General features: G+C 65.6%; 16 protein-coding genes, 2 tRNA genes, 1 rRNA gene and 1 riboswitch. Of the genes, 7 read left to right on the top strand and 12 right to left on the bottom strand.

All coding sequences use genetic code 11. The features are described 5' to 3' along the window. Window positions 1-3: 3 nt before the first annotated feature. The 12 genes from GJV26_RS09855 to cobT form a co-directional block, all read right to left on the bottom strand. Entirely contained in the window at window positions 4-885 is an 882-nt protein-coding gene (locus GJV26_RS09855; RefSeq protein WP_155708666.1) for a cobalamin-binding protein, read from the bottom strand. Beyond that, window positions 882-1,868: a threonine-phosphate decarboxylase CobD gene (gene cobD, locus GJV26_RS09850; RefSeq protein WP_155708665.1), complete on the bottom strand. Its 987-nt coding sequence runs from the start codon at window positions 1,866-1,868 to the stop codon at window positions 882-884. Before cobD ends, GJV26_RS09855 begins: the two co-directional genes overlap by 4 nt. After that, window positions 1,861-2,820 carry a CobD/CbiB family cobalamin biosynthesis protein gene (locus GJV26_RS09845; protein WP_155708664.1) on the bottom strand — a complete coding sequence of 320 codons (960 nt, stop codon included), beginning with the start codon at window positions 2,818-2,820 and terminating at the stop codon, window positions 1,861-1,863. Before GJV26_RS09845 ends, cobD begins: the two co-directional genes overlap by 8 nt. Further along, window positions 2,814-3,371, bottom strand: a complete 558-nt coding sequence (cobU, locus tag GJV26_RS09840; RefSeq protein WP_189442373.1) for a bifunctional adenosylcobinamide kinase/adenosylcobinamide-phosphate guanylyltransferase — start codon at window positions 3,369-3,371, stop codon at window positions 2,814-2,816. Before cobU ends, GJV26_RS09845 begins: the two co-directional genes overlap by 7 nt. Continuing rightward, complete coding sequence (locus GJV26_RS09835; RefSeq protein WP_155708663.1) at window positions 3,368-4,669, bottom strand: cobyrinic acid a,c-diamide synthase CobB; 1,302 nt, start codon at window positions 4,667-4,669, stop codon at window positions 3,368-3,370. The genes cobU and GJV26_RS09835 overlap by 4 nt, the downstream gene beginning before the upstream one ends. Further along, the gene (gene cobO, locus GJV26_RS09830; RefSeq protein ID WP_155708662.1) at window positions 4,669-5,289 is read right to left on the bottom strand and encodes a cob(I)yrinic acid a,c-diamide adenosyltransferase; all 621 of its coding nucleotides are present in this window, start codon (window positions 5,287-5,289) and stop codon (window positions 4,669-4,671) included. The genes GJV26_RS09835 and cobO overlap by 1 nt, the downstream gene beginning before the upstream one ends. Beyond that, a complete protein-coding gene (locus tag GJV26_RS09825) occupies window positions 5,286-6,059 on the bottom strand; it encodes an ABC transporter ATP-binding protein (RefSeq protein ID WP_155712367.1) in 774 nt (257 codons plus the stop codon). Before GJV26_RS09825 ends, cobO begins: the two co-directional genes overlap by 4 nt. Before the next feature lie 17 nt (window positions 6,060-6,076). Continuing rightward, window positions 6,077-7,099, bottom strand: coding sequence for a FecCD family ABC transporter permease (locus tag GJV26_RS09820; RefSeq protein ID WP_155708661.1), 1,023 nt, complete (start codon window positions 7,097-7,099; stop codon window positions 6,077-6,079). Between the two features lie 56 nt (window positions 7,100-7,155). Further along, entirely contained in the window at window positions 7,156-9,009 is a 1,854-nt protein-coding gene (locus tag GJV26_RS09815) for a TonB-dependent receptor domain-containing protein (protein ID WP_155708660.1), read from the bottom strand. A 74-nt stretch (window positions 9,010-9,083) separates the two neighbouring features. Then, window positions 9,084-9,312, bottom strand: a riboswitch (cobalamin riboswitch). A 28-nt stretch (window positions 9,313-9,340) separates the two neighbouring features. Next, window positions 9,341-9,898 (bottom strand): histidine phosphatase family protein, encoded by a 558-nt coding sequence (locus tag GJV26_RS09810; protein WP_371866453.1) that lies wholly within the window; start codon window positions 9,896-9,898, stop codon window positions 9,341-9,343. A 4-nt stretch (window positions 9,899-9,902) separates the two neighbouring features. Further along, entirely contained in the window at window positions 9,903-10,685 is a 783-nt protein-coding gene (locus tag GJV26_RS09805) for an adenosylcobinamide-GDP ribazoletransferase (RefSeq protein ID WP_155708659.1), read from the bottom strand. Beyond that, window positions 10,685-11,740, bottom strand: a complete 1,056-nt coding sequence (cobT, locus tag GJV26_RS09800; protein ID WP_155708658.1) for a nicotinate-nucleotide--dimethylbenzimidazole phosphoribosyltransferase — start codon at window positions 11,738-11,740, stop codon at window positions 10,685-10,687. The genes GJV26_RS09805 and cobT overlap by 1 nt, the downstream gene beginning before the upstream one ends. A gap of 41 nt (window positions 11,741-11,781) precedes the next feature. Between cobT and GJV26_RS09795 the strand changes: the two genes are divergently transcribed. The 7 genes from GJV26_RS09795 (at window position 11,782) to GJV26_RS09765 (ending at window position 18,350) form a co-directional block, all read left to right on the top strand. Continuing rightward, the gene (locus GJV26_RS09795) at window positions 11,782-12,465 is read left to right on the top strand and encodes a response regulator transcription factor (protein WP_155708657.1); all 684 of its coding nucleotides are present in this window, start codon (window positions 11,782-11,784) and stop codon (window positions 12,463-12,465) included. After that, complete coding sequence (locus GJV26_RS09790; protein WP_229419242.1) at window positions 12,458-13,753, top strand: sensor histidine kinase; 1,296 nt, start codon at window positions 12,458-12,460, stop codon at window positions 13,751-13,753. The genes GJV26_RS09795 and GJV26_RS09790 overlap by 8 nt, the downstream gene beginning before the upstream one ends. Window positions 13,754-13,809: 56 nt before the next feature. Then, a complete protein-coding gene (locus GJV26_RS09785) occupies window positions 13,810-15,453 on the top strand; it encodes a phosphoethanolamine transferase (RefSeq protein ID WP_229428016.1) in 1,644 nt (547 codons plus the stop codon). 1 nt (window position 15,454) lies between these two features. Then, the gene (locus tag GJV26_RS09780) at window positions 15,455-16,192 is read left to right on the top strand and encodes a phosphatase PAP2 family protein (RefSeq protein WP_155708656.1); all 738 of its coding nucleotides are present in this window, start codon (window positions 15,455-15,457) and stop codon (window positions 16,190-16,192) included. 348 nt (window positions 16,193-16,540) lie between these two features. After that, window positions 16,541-18,071: ribosomal RNA gene (locus tag GJV26_RS09775) — 16S ribosomal RNA — on the top strand. Between the two features lie 103 nt (window positions 18,072-18,174). Continuing rightward, window positions 18,175-18,251 (top strand) — tRNA-Ile (locus tag GJV26_RS09770). A 23-nt stretch (window positions 18,252-18,274) separates the two neighbouring features. Beyond that, window positions 18,275-18,350, top strand: a tRNA-Ala gene (locus GJV26_RS09765). The last annotated feature ends 69 nt before the right edge of the window (window positions 18,351-18,419 follow it).

The following is an 18,419-nucleotide window of genomic DNA, read 5'->3' as shown; positions in this document are numbered from 1 at the left end:
GGGTCAGCGTTTCCGGTGCTGGCGGGCGACTTCCAGTTTTTCGCACAGCGATTCGGTGCCCTCGATCATGCGCGGTCCGGCGCGATTGACCAGGTGGCCGTCGATCGTGAACAGGTTGTCGTTCCTCGTGGCCAGCAGGTTGGGGTACTGCCGCCACATGCCGGCACCGCCCTGTTCCTTTTCCGCCGTGCTGAACACGGCTTCCGGGTTTTCCTTCAACACCGCTTCGATGCCGACCACCGGTGCGGTGACCTTCTGCGATGCGAAGATGTTCTCGCCGCCGCACAGGCGCAGCGCATCGCTGACGATGTGCGCGCCGTTCAGCGTGTAAAGCGGCTTGTCCCATACCTGGTAGAACACGCGCACCACCGGGCGTCCCGCATAGTGCGTGCGCACCGTCGCCAGGCGCTTGCGCAGCGCCTCCGCCGCTGCCTCCGCCGCCGGCTCGGTACCGGCCAGCTTGCCCATTGCGATCACATTGGCGGGAATCGCATCGAGACTGGCCGGTTCGCTGTGGAACAACGGGATGCCGAGCTTGCGCAGCATGTCGATCTGGCGCTCTGAGCTGCCGTGGCGCCACACCACGATCAGGTCCGGCTTCAGTGCCAGCACGCGCTCCAGGTCCACTTCGCGGTTGCTGCCCACACGGGGAATCGCCTTCGCCGCTTCCGGGTAATCGCTGTAGTCGACGGCGCCGACGATCTTGCCGCCCGCGCCGGCGGTGAACAGCAATTCCGTGACGTGCGGCGCCATCGAGATCACGCGCTCCGCCGGCTTGGCCAGGGTGACCCTCTTGCCGTCGTCGTCACGCACGGAAACGGCGGCATGCGCAGCCAGTGCCATGAGCAGGCCCGGCAGGGCGGGAAGCAGTAGCAGTTTCTTCATCGTTGTTCCTTGTTCCATTCTTTCAGCGCGCCAGCGAGGCGCGTCCATGCTGTTTCGTCCGGCGGCAGGCCGATGCGGATGCCGCGCGGCCCCTCGCGGAACAGCCGCACCCAGATGCCGCGCCGCGCCATGTGTTCGTGAAACGCTTCGGGCATGCGCGCCGGCCACCAACGGAACAGGTTCGTGCCGGAGGACGCAATGCCGTGCGCCGCGAGCAGTGCTTCCAGTCGTTCGCCCCCGGCACGCAACACGATGCGGGTCCGGCGCTGCCAGGCCTCGTCCAGCAGCGCGGCCTTGCCGATCAGTTGCGCCGGGCCGCTGACCTGCCAGGGTCCCAGTTCTTCTTCCAGTGCGGCCAGCAGGGACGCATGGGCCGCGACAAAGCCGAGCCGCACGCCGGCCAGTCCGAAGAACTTGCCGACCGAGCGCAGCACGATGAGGCCCGGCCGGTCGGCCCGGTCCGCCACGCTGTGCGTGTTGTCGGTGTCCGCGAACGCTTCGTCGACGACCAGCCAGCCGCCCCGTGCCGCCAGGGCATCGGCCCACCGCAGCAGCTCATCACGCGGCACCATGGCGCCTGTGGGGTTGTTCGGATTGCAGACGACCACCACATCGCTGCCGTCGACCGCGCTTGCCAGCCCGGCGTACGGCACCAGCCGGGCACTGTGGCCATGGCGCGACCAGTGATGGGCATGCTCGGCGTACGAAGGCATGGACACGGCGATGCGCGACGACGCTCGCAGCCGCGGCAGCGCCTGGATCGCCGCCTGCGTTCCCGCCACCGCCAGCATGCGCGGCGCGCCATAGTAGCGGCAAGCCGCCGCCGCCAGTTCCAGGTCCGGCTCCGGCAGCCGGTGCCACGCATTGCCCGGCAGCTCCGGCACCGGGTACCAGTGCGGGTTCAGGCCGGCGGACAGGTCCAGCCAGTCCGTGCGGCAATACAGCCGTTGCGCGTCGCGCAGGTTGCCGCCGTGTTCAGGCATGCCGCACTCCTGCTCCCGTCATCACCGCCGATACCGCCGATACCGCCGCCAGCATGAGCCAGAGCAGCGTGGCATGCCACACCAGGCGCCAAGCGCGTTCGATGTCGCCGGCGGCGGCAGGTGCGCCGCGGCCCAGCGGCGGCCGCTGTTCGATCTCGCCGTCATAGCGCGCGGCGCCGCCGAGCGACAGGCCCAGTGCGCCGGCGCCGCTGGCCATCACCGGCCCGGCGTTCGGGCTGCTCCATGCGGGTGCCTGCTCGCGCCAGCAGCGCCACGCGGTGCGCTTGCCCGCCGCGCCGGGCGCCAGCAGCACATAGGACAGCGCGGTCAGCCGCGCCGGCACGTAATTCAACGCATCGTCGACGCGGGCGGCCACGCGGCCGAACAACAGGAACCGTTGATTGCGGTAACCCCACATCGCATCGAGCGTGTTGGCAAGGCGGAACAGCAACGCGCCGGGGCCGCCGGCCACGGCGAACCAGAACAGCGTGCCGAACACGGCGTCGTTGCCGTTCTCCAGCAGGGATTCGGCGCTGGCCTTGGCCAGGTCGGCTTCGCTGGCGTCGAAGGTATCGCGGCTGACGATGCGGCCTGTCAGTTCGCGCGCCGCAGCAAGGTCGCCGCCGCGCAGCGCCGCGGCGATCGGCAGGTTGTGGTCGCGCAGGCTGCGCAGGCCGATGCAGAAGTACAGCAGCAGCCCATGGGCGACGGCGCCGGCCAGGCCGCACAACCAGACGGCAGCCGCGGTAAGCGGCAGCACGGCCAGCCCCCAGCCGAGCGCACCGCGACCGATACGCATGCCACCCTTGTTCATGCGGCGTTCGATGGCGCCGGCCAGGTTGCCGAAGCCGACGAGCGGGTGATAGCGCCGCGCTTCGCCAAGCAGCAGGTCGAGCAGCACCCCGGCCGCCAGCAGCACCGCCACGGCCGGCCACGACAGGCCGCTCAGCATGAGCCGCCCTTCAGCACCAGCGGCAGGCCGGCCGCGACGAACACGACGCTGTCGCATGCGGCAGCCACTGCCTGGTTGAGCCGGCCCGCTTCATCCGCGAAGGCGCGCGTGACGGCGCCGAACGGTACGATGCCCATGCCCACTTCGTTCGACACGAACACCACATCGCCTTCGTCGCGGGCCAGTTGCGCCAGCAGCGCGGCACGCTCGTCGTGGAAACGCCGCGGCAACGCGATCTCGCCCACGTCCGGGTACTCGATACCGTCCGCGAACAGCAGGTTGCTGAGCCACAGTGTCAGGCAGTCGACCAGCACCAGCCGGTGCGGCGCGCGCCATTGGTCCAGCACCGCCGCCAGCGCCAGCGGTTCCTCGACCGTGATCCATTCCGCCGGCCGGCCGGCGCGATGCGTGGCGATGCGCTGCGCCATCTCGGCATCGCCGGCGCCGGCCGTGGCCACGTACACCACGCCCTTGCCCGATTGCGCGGCCAGCCGTTCGGCATGGGCGCTCTTGCCCGACCGTGCGCCGCCCAGTACCAGCGTGCGGCTCACGGCGTCTTCCTCGACAGCATCGCCGCCGCCGCTTCCGGGTTCGACGGGAAGTAACCGTGGAAATAGGACGCCGTCAGCGATCCGATCCGGTACACGGCTTCGCCCTGCGTGCCAGAGGGGTTCTTGCTGGTGTATTCCAGCACCGGCGCCTGCGTTTCAAGCCTTGAATAATGGAAGGTGTGGCCGCGCAGCGTTCCCTGCGGAGTCGGCATCGCCTGCGGCCCGAGGCCGGCCAGGCGCTTCTGCACGACCACGCGGCCCGGCAGCAGGCCGGCCATCGGCCACGGGTTAGCGGCATCCACCGCGCCGTCGTCGAGCGATTCGGCCAGCGCCATCATGCCGCCGCATTCGGCCAGGATCGGCATGCCGCCGGCATGGGCGGCCCGGATCGACGCGCGCCACGTGGCCGCTTCGGCCAGGCGCGGCGCATGCAGCTCCGGGTAGCCGCCGGGCAGGTAGACGGCATCGGCCTGCGGCGGCACGGGCTCGTCCGCCAGCGGCGAGAAGTACACGATATCGGCGCCGAGGCGGCGCATCACTTCCAGGTTGGCGGCATAGACGAACACGAACGCGGCATCGCGCGCGATCGCCACGGTCTTGCCGGCCAGCGTGGCCACAAGGGGCGTCTCCGGGGCAGGGGCGTCGAACGCTACCTGCGGCAGCGCATTCCAGGCCGCTTCGTCGAACGCCAGCTGGTCGGCCAGCTCGTCGAGAATGTCGTCCACTTCGTCCACTTCGTCCGGCAGCACCAGGCCCAGGTGGCGTTCCGGCAGCGAGCGGCCCTGCTTCGGCAAGGTGGCAAGCAGCGGGATGTCGCGCAGGGATGTCTTCACCATCAAGGCGTGGCCGGCGCTGCCGACGCGGTTGGCGATCACGCCGGCCATCGTCACCGGCCCGTAGTCGCGCAGGCCGTGCACCAGCGCACCGGCGGTTTGCGCCATCGCGCCCGCGTCGATCACCGCCAGCACGGGCACGCCGAACTCGCGCGCCAGGTCGGCCGCGGAAGGCGTGCCGTCGTACAGGCCCATCACGCCTTCGATCAGGATATCGTCCGCCTCCAGCGCCGCCTGGGCCAACAGCCGCTGGCAGCGTTCGCGGCCCACCATCCACAGGTCCAGCGATTCGACCGGGGCGCCGCTGGCGCGGCCGAGCACCATCGGATCGATGAAATCGGGGCCGCACTTGAACACGCGCACGCGGCGGCCGGCACGCACCAGCTTGCGGGCCAGTGCCGCGGTCACGGTGGTCTTGCCCTGGCCGGACGCGACGGCGGCGATCAATACCGCGCGGGTGCCCATCACCACTCCGTTCCGGCCTGCGCCGCGATACCGGCCTTGAACGCGTGCTTGACCACGTTCATCTCGGTGACGGTATCGGCGATCTCGATCAGCTCGGGCGGCGCGCCGCGGCCGGTGATGACCACGTGCTGCATGGCCGGGCGCTCCAGCAGGTCGGCGATCACCGTGTCGACGTCCAGGTAGCGGTACTTCAGCGCGATATTCAGTTCATCGAGCACCACCATGCCGATTGCCGGGTCGGCAAGGAAGCGCTTGGCCTGTTCCCATGCTTCGGCGGCCTTGGCGACGTCGCGCTCGCGGTTCTGTGTTTCCCACGTGTAGCCTTCGCCCATCGCGTGGAAGCCGACCTCGTCGGGAAAGCGGCGCAGGAACTGTTCCTCCCCGGTGGCCATCGCACCCTTGATGAACTGCACGATGCCGACCCTCATGCCGTGGCCCAGCGCGCGGATCGCCATGCCGAAGCCGCTCGAGCTCTTGCCCTTGCCGTTGCCGGTGTTGACGATGATGATGCCGATCTGCTTGTCGGCGGCGGCGATCTTCGCATCGATGATCGCCTTCTTGCGTTCCATCCGCGCGCGGTGGCGCTCGTTCAGTGCCGCGGTATCGTCGGGAGTGGTCATGCGGTAGCCTCTGTGGGAATGAAGATCGTGCGCGCGCCGTGGCGCACCGTTTCGATCGGATGGTGCAGGTAATCGGACAGGATGCCGGCCTGCATCACGTCGTCGCGCGCGCCGGCCAGCCAGCGGCCGTCGCCCATCAGCAACAGCGCGTGCGTGGAAATGCTGTGAGCCAGGTTCAGGTCGTGGCCGATCATCACGATGGTCTTGCGCTGTTCGCGGCACAGTTTCGCCAGCAGGCCCATCACGCTGACCTGGTGGGCCAGGTCGAGCGCGTTGGCCGGCTCGTCGAGCAGCAGCAGCGGGGTGTCCTGTGCCAGCAGCGCGGCGATGGCCACGCGCTGGCGCTCGCCGCCGGAGAGCGTGCGCACGTCGCGCGAGGCGAGGTCGTCGACCTCCATCGCAGCGAGCATGCGCAGCGCGATCGTGTGATCGTCGCTGTCTTCCCAGTAGCGCTTGCCATGGTACGGGTGGCGGGCGGACAGCACGGTTTCCAGCACCGAATAGGCAAAAGCGTCGCTGCGCGACTGCGCCAGGAAGGCGCGTTCGCGCGCCAGCGCTTCGAGCGGCCAGTCGCCGAGCGCGCGGCCATGCAGCAACACGCGGCCGCCGTCCGGTTCGCGCAGGCCGGCCAGCGTGCGCAGCAGCGTGCTCTTGCCGGCGCCGTTGCGGCCGATCACGCTCCAGCATTCGCCGTCGCCGACCTGCCAGTCGAGGTGTTCGGCCAGCACGCGGCCGCCGGCCGTCAGGCGCAATCGTTCCGTGGCGATCATGTTTGCGGTGGCGATCGTCATTTGCGCAGCCGGTGCAGCTGATACAGGAAAACGGGTGTGCCGATCAGCGCCGTGACGACGCCCACCGGCAACTGCTGCGGCGCGATCACGGTGCGCGCCAGCGTATCGGCCAGCACCAGGTAGGCGCCACCGGCCAGCGTGGCGGCCGGGATCAGCAGGCGGTGATCCGGCCCGAACGCGAAGCGGACCGCATGCGGCACGATCAGGCCGACGAAGCCGATGCTGCCGGCAGTGGTGACGGCGCTCGCCGTCAGCAGGCCGGAACAGAAGAACAGGCCCTTTCGCAGCGCGCCGACGCGGATGCCCAGCGTGCTGGCCGCCTCGGCGTGCAGGGCCAGCACGTTCATCGAGCGCGCGGTGCGCAGGGCGAACGCCAGGCCGGCGGCCAGCACGATCCACGGCAGCCAGCGCAGCGGCGCGCCGCCCAGGTCCCCGATCATCCAGAACACCATCGTGCGCAGCCGGCCGTCCGGCGCGATCGACAGCATCAGCGAAATCAGGGCCGAGCATGCGGCGGACAGGATGGTGCCGGTCAACAGCAGCAGTGCCGTACCGCCTTCGGCCGCGCTGCCGCCGCGCATGTCGCGCCGCGCCAGCAGATATAACAGCATGGAGACGGCCACCGCGCCGATGAAGGCGGACAGGTCGACCATCCAGGCGGCGCACATCATCATCATGGCGAACAGCGCACCGACGGCCGAACCGGCGGAAATGCCGAGCACGTAGGGGTCGGCGAGGGGGTTGCGCAGCAGCGTCTGCATCATGACGCCGGCCAGCGACAGCGTGGCGCCGGTCACGAAGGCGGTCAGCGCGCGGGTGGCGCGCAGGTCGAGCAGGGTGGCCGCGAGCGAATCGGCGCGGCCGTGCAGCAGTTCATGCAGCGCGCCGGGCAGCTCGGCGAGCGGAATGGCGACGGAGCCCGTGGCGCCCGCGAACAGCAGGCTGGCGATCGACGCCAGCAGCAAAGCGGCGGTGACAATGCCGGTGCGGTAACGCAGGTGGGCGGAAATTGGGTGCATGCTCTGCCTTGATGATGGGTTGCCCGGCGCGGCGGCACCAGGCAACCCGGCACTGCTTATTTGAAGCCGTAGCGAAGGGCGGCGAACACGTTCGAGCCGCCGGTCTGGTAGTAGCGTGCCAGTTCGTAGTTCCTGTCGCCCACGTTATTCCAGCGTACCAGTGCCGACCAGTCGCCGCTGAAGCGATAAGTGGCATACAGGTTCACCAGGCCATAGCCCGCCAGGCGGTTGCGGTTGCCCGCGTCGTCGAAGCGGTCGGACGACAGCTGCAGCTCGGCGCCAGTCTTTACCGCGCCCAGGTCGTACTCGGCGATGAAGTTGGCGTGACGCTTGGCGCGGCGCTGCAGGCGCTTGCCGGTGGTCTCGTCCTTCGGGTCCTGGAAGTCGGCGTTCGCCGTCAGCAGCAGGTTGCCCATCTTGCGCTCGGCCGACAGCGACAGGCCTTCGAGCAGCGCCTTGTTGACGTTGTAGGCGCAGCCGAAGCTGTAGGTCACTTCCGGCGTGTTCGGGAATGGACACGGGCTGGTGCTCAGCAGCAGGTCGGACAGCTTGTTGTGGTAGTACACGGCGCCCAGCTGCGTGGTGCCGTCGTCGTAATGAATCCCCCCTTCGGCATTGCGGCCTTTTTCAGGACGGTTCGCCGGGTTGCCGTAGCTCGGGTAATACAGTTCGTTGTACGACGGTGCACGGAAGCTGGTGCCGAAGCTGGCTTCGGCGCGCAATGCACTGTTGAAGCGGTAGCCATAGCCCACCGAGCCGGTGGTCTTCGAGCCATACTCGGAATTGTCGTCGTGGCGCACGCCGATGTTGGCAAGGTGCGCGCCGCGCTTGACGCTGTAGCTGGCGGCGATCGCATTGGTGTGGCGCTTGCGGTTCAATGCCGTCGTGGAGCCGTCGACCTCTTCCTTGCGGTGTTCGTACAGCACCTGCAGGTTGTCGGCGCCGATGCGGAAATCGTTTTGCCACGTCAGGGTGCTGGTCGTGGTGTCGATCTGGCTGAAGCCGAACGGGCCGGCGCCGTAGAACGAGCCGGACTTGTCGCGCGCCTGCGAGGCCTGCACCAGCATCGTCCAGAACGGCAGGATCTGGTTGCGCGCATAGACGCCCACGTTGCTCAGCTTTTGCGTGTTGTAGGCGGCGAAGTCATTGCTGTCGTAATCCGACTCGGTGTCGGTGTACAGGAACATCGCGCCCAGTTCATGGCCCGGGGAAAGCCGGTAAACCACCTGGCCGGCCGCACTCTTGCGGTCGTAGCCGTCGTCGTCGGGATCGAAGCTGAAGCTGCCGCTGCGGGTTGCCGAAAAGCCGTCCGAACGTTCCTTGGAAACCGAGAACGAGTAGCTGAGCTGGTCGGTGCCGCCGGAGACAGCCGCATCGGCGGCGAACGTGCGGTCGCTGCCGCCGCCCACCGATGCGGTGACCGATGGCGCGCCCTTGCCCTGTTTCGTGAACAGCTGGATCACGCCGCCGATCGCATCCGCGCCATACAGCGTGGACAGCGGGCCGTAGACGATCTCGATGCGGTCGATGGCCGACAACGGAATGCCGTTCCAGCTGGCCGAACCGGTCGAGGCGGAGGCGATGCGCACGCCGTCCACCAGCACCACGCTCTGGTTGCCGTTGGCACCGCGGATGAACACGTTCGACGTGGTGCCGGGGCCGCCCGTGCGCGAGACCTCGAGGCCGCGCTGGCGCTGCAGCAGTTCGGTGATCGAGCCGGCACCGGAGTTGGCGATCTGTTCGGCGGTGATCGTGACGGTGTCGCTGATCACTTCGCTGGCCAGCGTGGGCGTGCGGGTGGCGGTGACGATGATCGAATCGATGGCGGTGGCCTGGGCGTGGGCGGCCGGCGCGGCAATGGCGAGCGCCAGCGACGCGAGCGCCGCCTGGGATGCGAGAGGAGAGGTCATGGCAAATCTTTGTAAAGTGGAGCAACCGGTCAACGTCCCCGCAGGCCGGATTGAACAGAGCCGCTCTCTGAAAAGCGGCTCCACCTGGATTGGCCGGTATCCGGGCTGGCGGGCATCACCGTCCGACCTTCCCATGCGAACGCACAGTGGTTGTCGCGGACGGCTGCCGCGCTGCGATCGCTCGCGCGCGGCTGCCTGCTTACCGTTGCGGGGGCAGCATACGTTGGCCGAGGGCGGCTTCGTATTTCCCGTTTAACTGCGCTCGAGGACTCGAACGCGGGCACCAAAACGGCGCCATTATAAAGGATTAATGCCAGGTATCAGGCTGCAATCAATCGGGCCCGACGCCCACGGCAAGGCGCAGTACCTCGCCGTAGGCGATGCGGTGCGGGATCGCGGCGGCGGCCAGCGCGGCCTGTTCGGGCGGGGCGCCGCCGGTCATGGCGGCCAGCAGGCGCATGGTGCCTGCATGGCAGATGACCACGGCGCGTTCGCCGGCGCGCAGGCGGATGTCCGCCAGCGCGCCGGCAACCCTGCGGGCCACGTCGAGCACGCATTCACCGCCGCCGGGCCGGTCGTGCAGCAGGTCGGCGGCCCAGGCATCGACTTCGGTGCGCGGGATATCGTTCCAGCTGCGCAGCTCCCAGCCGCCGAAATCCATCTCGGCCAGCCTTGCGTCGAAGCTCACGTTCGCCGCCAGCAGGCGCGCCAGGGCGGCGCAGCGGCGCAGCGGGCTGGAAAAGACCATGGCGTCGCCCGGCAGGCCTGCGGCTTGCAGTGCCGCGTGCACCCGCGCCAGCTCATCCGGATCGGGCGGCAGGTCGCTGCGGCCATAACAGAGGCCCTCCGCCGCCAGCGGACGGGGATGGCGGACCAGGATCAGCTCCACCGCGTCAACTCCACCGCGCCAGCACGCACAGGTAGAACACCGCCTCGGTCAGCTGCTGAACCGCGCCGAGGCAATCGCCGGTGTAGCCGCCGAGGCGTCGGCGCAGCTTGCGGGCGAACCACAGCGTGACGAGCGCCATCGCGAAGCCGCCCATGGCGATGCCGCGCCATTCCAGCCAGCCCAGGGTCGTTGCCGCCAGCACGGCCGGCGCGCAGCAGGCGGCGGCGATCAGGAATTCGATGCCGGTCATCTGCTGTGCCATCGGCTTGGCCTTGCCCTTGGCGCGCGCGTAGTCCATCCGCCAGATCAGGCTTGCCGCCATCAGCCGTGACAGCGGATGCGCGACGCATAACGCGGCAACCGCCGCCAAGGGCCCCAGGTGTGCCAGCGCGGCGCACTTCACGGCCAGCAACAGGATGATGCCGATCGCGCCATAGGCGCCGATGCGGGAATCCTTCATGATGTCCAGCGCCCGTTCGCGTGTCATGCCGCCGCCCAGGCCGTCGCAGGCATCGGCAAAGCCGTCTTCGTGGAAGGCGCCGGTGAGATAGATGCCGGCAGCGGTGGACAGCAACACGGCCACGGCCGGCGGCAGTACGAGCGCCGCGGCCCAGTAAACGGCCGCGGCGACGAGGCCAACGACGAAGCCGACCAGCGGGAAATAACGCGACGCGTGGTGCAGCCAGTGCGGCTGGAAGCCCACCCAGCGGGGAATCGGCAGGCGCGTGAAGAACTGCAGCGCGATGAAGAACAGCCGCAGCTGCAGCACGGCATCGGGTCGCTTCATCAGCTCTTTTCGCTGACCTGGGCCGATGCGAAGGTGGCCATGCGGTTCAGGAAGTTGACGGCCGCGTGCACCAGCGGCAGGGCCAGCGCGCTGCCGGTGCCTTCGCCGAGGCGCAGGTCCAACTGGAGCAGCGGCTTGCCGCCCAGCGCCTCGAGCATTTGCCGGTGACCGTGTTCATTGGAACAGTGCGCGAACACGCAATAGTCGAGGATCGCCGGCTGCAGCCGCGCCGCCACGAGCAGGGCGCTGGTGACGATGAAGCCGTCGATCAGCAGCACCATGCGGCGCTCGGCGGCGCGCAGCATCGCGCCGGCCATCATGGCGATCTCGAAACCGCCGAAGGTGGCCAGCACGTCCAGCGGTTCCGTCACGCCGGCATGCCGCGCCGCGGCGGCTTCGATCACGCGGCCCTTGCGCAATACGCCATCCGGCGCCAGTCCGGTGCCGGCGCCCACGCAGGCGGCTGCCGGAATGCCTGTCAGCTTGTGCATCAGCGCGGCGGCGGCCGTGGTGTTGCCGATGCCCATCTCGCCGAAGCCGATCACATTGCCCGGCAGTGCATCGACGAGCGCCGCGCCAGCGCCCCGCGCCTGCGTGCACTGGCCGGGCGTCATCGCCGGCTCGACCGCGAAGTTGCGCGTGCCATGGGCGATCTTGCGGTCCGTGAGGCCGTCGCGCGGGCCGAAATCATGCGCCACGCCCGCATCGACGACCTGCAGCGTGCAGCCGTTCTGCGCGGCGAACACATTGATCGCGGCGCCGCCGGCGAGAAAATTCTCGACCATCTGCCATGTCACGTCCTGCGGGAAGGCCGAAATGCCTTCGGCCACCACGCCATGGTCGCCCGCGAACACGAGGATCGCCGGCGCTTCGATCGCCGGCGCGGTGGTGCGCTGGACCAGGCCGATCTGGTGTGCGAGGGTTTCCAGCACGCCCAGGCTGCCGCGCGGCTTGGTCTTGTTGTCGATGGCGTGCGCGAGGCGCGCGGCCAGGCCGGCGTCGGCCGTGGGTGCGATGAGCGGCACGACAGCGGGCGCGGTGGAGGGCAGGTTCATGGATGGAGGGCCGAAGGCAAAGCGGGAATTATAATGGCGCAATGCGCATCCTTATCATTGAAGACAACCCCGACATCGTTGCCAACCTGTATGGCTTTCTCGAGCCGAAGGGGTATGTGCTCGATTCGGCCTCGAACGGCTACGGCGGGCTGGCGCTGGTCACCCAGCACGATTACGACGCCGTGGTGCTGGACGTGATGCTGCCCGGCCTGAACGGCCTGGAGCTGTGCCAGAAGCTGCGCGGCGAGTTGCGCAAGGACATACCGGTGCTGATGCTGACCGCGCGCGATACCCTGGAAGACAAGGTGGCCGGTTTCGACAGCGGTGCCGACGACTACCTGGTCAAGCCGTTCTCGCTGGTCGAGCTGGAAGTGCGTCTGAAGGCGCTGGTGCGGCGCGCGAAGGGCGCCCATGCCGCCAATGCCGTGCTGGCGTTCGGGGACCTCACCTTCAACACCGATACATTCGAGGCGAAGCGTGCCGGCCGCGCGCTGGCGCTGACGAAAACGGGTTACACGATCCTGCGGCTGATGATGCGCGAGGCGCCGAAGGTGGTGTCGCGCGAACAGATCCTGCATGAGGTGTGGGGCGACAACCCGCCGGATACGGATGCCCTGCGCGTGCACATCCACGCGTTGCGCCAGGCGCTGGACAAGCCGTTCCCGCACCAGATGCTGCGCACGATCTCGAAGATCGGCTACCGGCTGGTGGCAACCGATGGTTAAGGAAGCGCCGCTGAAAAAAGAAGATTCGCTGCGTCGCCGCATCACGGTCGCGTACCTGACGTTTGCCACCGTGTCGTCGGTGTTCTTCGCGGTCATCGCTGCCTTGGCGGTCGAAGGGATCGAGGTGCGCCTGGTCGATGAACGGCTGGAGGAAGTGGCCGCCTGGGCGGGCCCGCGCCACGCGGGCGGGCTGCCGGTCGAGATGCCGGCGGGGCTCAGCTACCATCTCGGCGACGGCATTCCGCGCTCGCTGCGCGCGTTGCCGGAAGGCGTGCATGAAGTGACGATCGAGGGTGTCGACCTGCACGTGCTGAAGGGACGCAGCGCCGCCGGCGAATATGCCGTGGTCGATCACGACAGCGCCTACGAAAAGATCGAACTGGTCGTGTATTCGATGTTCGCGGTGGCCTTCCTGGGGTTCATGGGCTTTGCCGTCGTGCTGGGGCGTTTCCTGGGCAACCGGATCGTCAATCCGATCGTCGAGCTGGCCGCGGCGGTGGATGCGCGGACGGCGCAGCTGCCGTTGCAGGAGCGCGGCGATGAGCTGGGCCTGTTGTCGCGCACGATCGCCGGCCATACGGCGGAGCTGAAGCAGTTCCTGGATCGCGAACGTTTTTTCACGGGCGACGTCAGCCATGAACTGCGCACGCCGCTGACCGTGATCGCCGGCGCGGCCGAGGTATTGCTGGCGCAGACCGGCATCGACCCGGTGGTGCGCGCGCCGGCCGAGCGGATATACCGGGCCGCGCGCGAGGCCAGCGATACGACGTCCGTGCTGTTGCGGCTGGCGCGTTCGCCGGAGCGGCTGGAATGGACGCCAATTTCGGCCGATGCGCTGGTGCGTGAAGAGGTGGCGCGTTGCCAGGTGCTGGTGGCCGGCCGGCCGGTGGCGTTGCGCTATGCCGGCGGCGACGACTTCGTCTTCCAGGGAGTGCGCGAGCTGGTACTGGCGGCTGTCGGCAACCTGGTGCGCAATGCATGCCAGTACACGGAACGGGGCCACGTGGAAGTCAGGCTCGAAGGACACGGCGTGATCGTCGAAGACACCGGACCCGGCCTGCCGCCGGCCGCCCGGGCACGCTTGCGCAATGAGCCCATTCCCGCCGAAGCGCGGGGCTCGTCGGGCACCGGACTCGGGCTTGGGCTGGTGCAGCGCATCTGCAGCCACCTGGGTGCCACGCTCGTACTCACGGAACAACCACCGGGGCAATATTCGCCCGGCAGCTGTATCGAGATCCACTTCCCGGAAAAGCCGGCGCCTGTTAACCCGTCCTTAACCGGTGCTTGACGCGAAGTTTACTTGCAGATCGGTATCGTTGAAGCTTCGAATCCGGAGCTTCAACGGTGAACATCACGACACTGCCGCGCATTGGCGCCCCCACGCTGACATTCGGCGCCTCCGTCTTCCTGGTTCTGGCCTATAACACCAGTTTCTGGAAAACGTTCCTTTCCGCCACAGGCGGCGCACGGCTGGGCAACCTTCCCGTGTACCTGGGCGCGTTCATCGCCCTGGTGCTGCTGTTCAATGCGCTCCTGACGCTGGTCAATTTCCGTTTCGTCATCAAGCCGGTGCTGATCACCCTGTTCCTGGGGGCGTCGGCCGCGTCGTATTTCATGAACCATTATGGCGTGGCGATCGATGCCTCGATGGTGCAAAACGTGGTCGAGACAGACCCGAAGGAAACGCATGAACTGCTGAGCTGGCAGATGGTGCAGACCGTCACGCTGCTGGGCATCCTGCCATCGCTGCTGGTATGGCGGCTGCCGCTGCGCTTTCCGCCGGTGCGGCGCGACCTGCTGGTCAAACTGGGCACGCTCGCGCTGTCGCTGCTGGCGATCGCCGGCCTGCTGATATTGCTGTTCAAGACGCTGGCGCCGGCCGTGCGCGAGCATCGTGAACTGCGCTTCCTGCTGACACCCACCAATATGTTCCAGGCAACGCACGGTTACCTGAAGCGCAAGTGGGCGACCCCGGCCGTGCTCGCACCGCTGGGAACGGATGCGAGCAGGGGCGGCAAATGGGCAGCGGTGCCGGGGCGGCGGGCGGTGACGATCATCGTGGTGGGGGAAACCGCGCGGGCGATGAATTTTTCGCTGAACGGGTATGGCCGGCAAACCAATCCGCTGCTGGCGGCGGAGCCGGGGCTGGTCAATTTCACGAACGTCGGTTCATGCGGCACGGCGACGGCGGTTTCGGTGCCATGCGTATTTTCCAACCTGGGGCGCGACGACTATGCCGCCGACAAGGCCGCCAGCCAGGAAGGGTTGCTCGATGTACTGAAGCACGCCGGCTTCGATGTACTGTGGCGTGACAATAATTCCGGCTGCAAGGGCACGTGCGACCGCGTTCGTTATGAAGACGTATCGCAGCCGGTACCGGGCGATCCCGCGTGCACCGCGGAAGAGTGCTACGACGAGCGTTTGCTGGCTGGCATGCGGCAGATGATCCGGGATGCGAAGAAAGACCTGGTCATCGTGCTGCACCAGAAAGGCAGCCACGGCCCCGAATATGCGAAGCGCTATCCGGCCGGGTTCGGGAAATTCGGCCCCGTGTGCCGGACCAACGAGCTGGAAGACTGTTCACGCGAATCGATCGTGGCGGCTTACGACAATACGATCCTGTACACCGACTTTGTGCTGAGCAAGACAATCGACCTGCTGCGCGCGGCGGCGGCGGAAGACGGTGTCGATACGGCCATGCTGTATTTCTCGGACCATGGCGAATCGCTGGGCGAACACAATATGTACCTGCATGGGGCGCCCTATATCATTTCGCCGGCCGAACAGCGGCGCGTGCCGATGATGATGTGGCTGTCGGACAGCTTCCGCGAGCGCTTCAAGATCGACAACAGCTGCCTGGCCGCACGAAGGACGCAGCAGTTTTCCCATGACAACGTGTTCCATACAGTCCTCGGAATGTTGAATGTAAGTACGGCTGTCTATAACCCGAAGCTGGATGTGATCCACCCCTGCACGCGGGACAATTGACATGTTTCGTTCACGTACCGCCTGGATGACGGGCAGTGGACTATTGTTGTCCGCAGTAGTGATCCTCTGGATCGGGAATGCCAGCGATATCGACATCCTGCTGGCCGATGCCGCCTTCGATCGCATTTCGCGCAGCTTTCCCATGCAGCATGCGTGGCTGGCCGAGACATTCAACCATGTGATCCTCAAGGGGATCCTGTCGGTGCTGGCGGCATCCGCCGTCCTGATGGCATTGTGGGATGCCGTGCGTCCCTGTCACGGGTGGAAGGATTCCCGCCGGACAGGGATAAGGGTCGTTGCGATGTCGGCGGTATTGGTACCGCTGGCAATCAGCCTGCTGAAACATGCGAGTACGTCGCATTGCCCCTGGGATCTGCAGCGCTATGGAGGCACCGAGCCTTACATTCGCCTGCTGGAGCGGATGCCTGCTGGAATCAGCCCGGGCCATTGCATGCCGGGAGGGCATGCATCGAGCGCGTTGTGGCTGATTTCCATCGCGGCGTTCTGGTGGCCGCACAGTCGCCGCAAGGCCATGGGCGTCGGCGCATTGATGCTGATTGCAGGAATAGCGACAGGGTGGATGCAGCAGCTACGTGGGGCACATTTCCTGACCCATACCTTGTGGTCGGCATGGATCGCATGTGCCCTGGTAACAGGAATTTACTTGGCGGCTACAAAGGGGCTTGCAAGGCAGTGCGGCGCTGGCTATAATTCCGTCCCTGCCGCAACGCAGACGTGAAAACGAAACGCTGCGACAGGCAAGTTTGGATCGCTGATGCAACATTGCGATACAAACCCAGGGGTTGACGAGCTGCACGAAACACCGCATAATCTCATCTCTCTGCTGCTGACAAACACAACGATTTGTCGCCGGGTCTGCAAGATCCGCAGCAAGCCTTCAAGGGCAGAATTCTTTAACAATCAACAGTCGATAAGTGTGGGCGTTTGATGATGTGCCCGGGGCTTCGGCCCCGACAGCTCAAAATATAGCATCAAACGCTCATAAGAAATAAACGTAACCTTCGCAAGAAGGTTCGTCAGTATTTTGAATGGGCGACCAAGTCAGCAATGACTTTAAACAGAGATTAAACTGAAGAGTTTGATCCTGGCTCAGATTGAACGCTGGCGGCATGCTTTACACATGCAAGTCGAACGGTAACAGGGAGCTTGCTCCGCTGACGAGTGGCGAACGGGTGAGTAATATATCGGAACGTGCCCAAGAGTGGGGGATAACGTAGCGAAAGTTACGCTAATACCGCATACGATCTATGGATGAAAGTGGGGGATCGCAAGACCTCATGCTCCTGGAGCGGCCGATATCTGATTAGCTAGTTGGTGAGGTAAAGGCTCACCAAGGCGACGATCAGTAGCTGGTCTGAGAGGACGACCAGCCACACTGGAACTGAGACACGGTCCAGACTCCTACGGGAGGCAGCAGTGGGGAATTTTGGACAATGGGGGCAACCCTGATCCAGCAATGCCGCGTGAGTGAAGAAGGCCTTCGGGTTGTAAAGCTCTTTTGTCAGGGAAGAAAAGGGTACGGCTAATATCCGTGCCTCATGACGGTACCTGAAGAATAAGCACCGGCTAACTACGTGCCAGCAGCCGCGGTAATACGTAGGGTGCAAGCGTTAATCGGAATTACTGGGCGTAAAGCGTGCGCAGGCGGTTTTGTAAGTCTGTTGTGAAATCCCCGGGCTTAACCTGGGAATGGCAATGGAGACTGCAAGGCTAGAGTTTGGCAGAGGGGGGTAGAATTCCACGTGTAGCAGTGAAATGCGTAGAGATGTGGAGGAACACCGATGGCGAAGGCAGCCCCCTGGGTCAAGACTGACGCTCATGCACGAAAGCGTGGGGAGCAAACAGGATTAGATACCCTGGTAGTCCACGCCCTAAACGATGTCTACTAGTTGTTGGGTCTTAATTGACTTAGTAACGCAGCTAACGCGTGAAGTAGACCGCCTGGGGAGTACGGTCGCAAGATTAAAACTCAAAGGAATTGACGGGGACCCGCACAAGCGGTGGATGATGTGGATTAATTCGATGCAACGCGAAAAACCTTACCTACCCTTGACATGTACGGAATCCCGGAGAGATTTGGGAGTGCTCGAAAGAGAACCGTAACACAGGTGCTGCATGGCTGTCGTCAGCTCGTGTCGTGAGATGTTGGGTTAAGTCCCGCAACGAGCGCAACCCTTGTCATTAGTTGCTACGAAAGAGCACTCTAATGAGACTGCCGGTGACAAACCGGAGGAAGGTGGGGATGACGTCAAGTCCTCATGGCCCTTATGGGTAGGGCTTCACACGTCATACAATGGTACATACAGAGGGCCGCCAACCCGCGAGGGGGAGCTAATCCCAGAAAGTGTATCGTAGTCCGGATTGTAGTCTGCAACTCGACTGCATGAAGTTGGAATCGCTAGTAATCGCGGATCAGCATGTCGCGGTGAATACGTTCCCGGGTCTTGTACACACCGCCCGTCACACCATGGGAGCGGGTTTTACCAGAAGTAGGTAGCTTAACCGCAAGGAGGGCGCTTACCACGGTAGGATTCGTGACTGGGGTGAAGTCGTAACAAGGTAGCCGTATCGGAAGGTGCGGCTGGATCACCTCCTTTCTAGAGTAGGCACGATTCTTCGGAATCCTTGCTCATTAAACGTCCACACTTATCGACTGTCGAATGAAGAAGAAACAGTAGTACCGCAATCGTGTTGTAGCGCGGGTCTGTAGCTCAGCTGGTTAGAGCACCGTGTTGATAACGCGGGGGTCGTTGGTTCGAGCCCAACCAGACCCACCACGTATCAGGCACAAGAAAATCCTGGGGGATTAGCTCAGCTGGGAGAGCACCTGCTTTGCAAGCAGGGGGTCGTCGGTTCGATCCCGTCATCCTCCACCACGTTTTCGAGATGTCAAATCTAAGTCCCGAGATTTAGATTTGATCTTTTAGAGATCACTGCTGTTTCGT

The sequence above is a fragment of the Pseudoduganella dura genome, assembly GCF_009727155.1.
GTDB classification, from domain to species: Bacteria; Pseudomonadota; Gammaproteobacteria; order Burkholderiales; family Burkholderiaceae_D; genus Rugamonas; species Rugamonas dura.
This window is presented reverse-complemented; position numbering and strand designations above follow the sequence as displayed.

Excerpts from the sequence above, each read along its gene's own strand:
- GJV26_RS09825 (WP_155712367.1), bottom strand. The coding sequence starts at position 6,059 with ATGATCGCCACGGAACGATTGCGCCTGACGGCCGGCGGCCGCGTGCTG.
- GJV26_RS09845 (WP_155708664.1), bottom strand. The coding sequence starts at position 2,820 with ATGCTGAGCGGCCTGTCGTGGCCGGCCGTGGCGGTGCTGCTGGCGGCC.
- GJV26_RS09795 (WP_155708657.1), top strand. The coding sequence starts at position 11,782 with ATGCGCATCCTTATCATTGAAGACAACCCCGACATCGTTGCCAACCTG.
- GJV26_RS09855 (WP_155708666.1), bottom strand. The coding sequence starts at position 885 with ATGAAGAAACTGCTACTGCTTCCCGCCCTGCCGGGCCTGCTCATGGCA.
- cobO (WP_155708662.1), bottom strand. The coding sequence starts at position 5,289 with ATGACCACTCCCGACGATACCGCGGCACTGAACGAGCGCCACCGCGCG.
- GJV26_RS09815 (WP_155708660.1), bottom strand. The coding sequence starts at position 9,009 with ATGACCTCTCCTCTCGCATCCCAGGCGGCGCTCGCGTCGCTGGCGCTC.
- cobT (WP_155708658.1), bottom strand. The coding sequence starts at position 11,740 with ATGAACCTGCCCTCCACCGCGCCCGCTGTCGTGCCGCTCATCGCACCC.
- GJV26_RS09790 (WP_229419242.1), top strand. The coding sequence starts at position 12,458 with ATGGTTAAGGAAGCGCCGCTGAAAAAAGAAGATTCGCTGCGTCGCCGC.
- GJV26_RS09835 (WP_155708663.1), bottom strand. The coding sequence starts at position 4,669 with ATGGGCACCCGCGCGGTATTGATCGCCGCCGTCGCGTCCGGCCAGGGC.
- GJV26_RS09805 (WP_155708659.1), bottom strand. The coding sequence starts at position 10,685 with ATGAAGCGACCCGATGCCGTGCTGCAGCTGCGGCTGTTCTTCATCGCG.
- cobD (WP_155708665.1), bottom strand. The coding sequence starts at position 1,868 with ATGCCTGAACACGGCGGCAACCTGCGCGACGCGCAACGGCTGTATTGC.
- GJV26_RS09780 (WP_155708656.1), top strand. The coding sequence starts at position 15,455 with ATGTTTCGTTCACGTACCGCCTGGATGACGGGCAGTGGACTATTGTTG.
- GJV26_RS09820 (WP_155708661.1), bottom strand. The coding sequence starts at position 7,099 with ATGCACCCAATTTCCGCCCACCTGCGTTACCGCACCGGCATTGTCACC.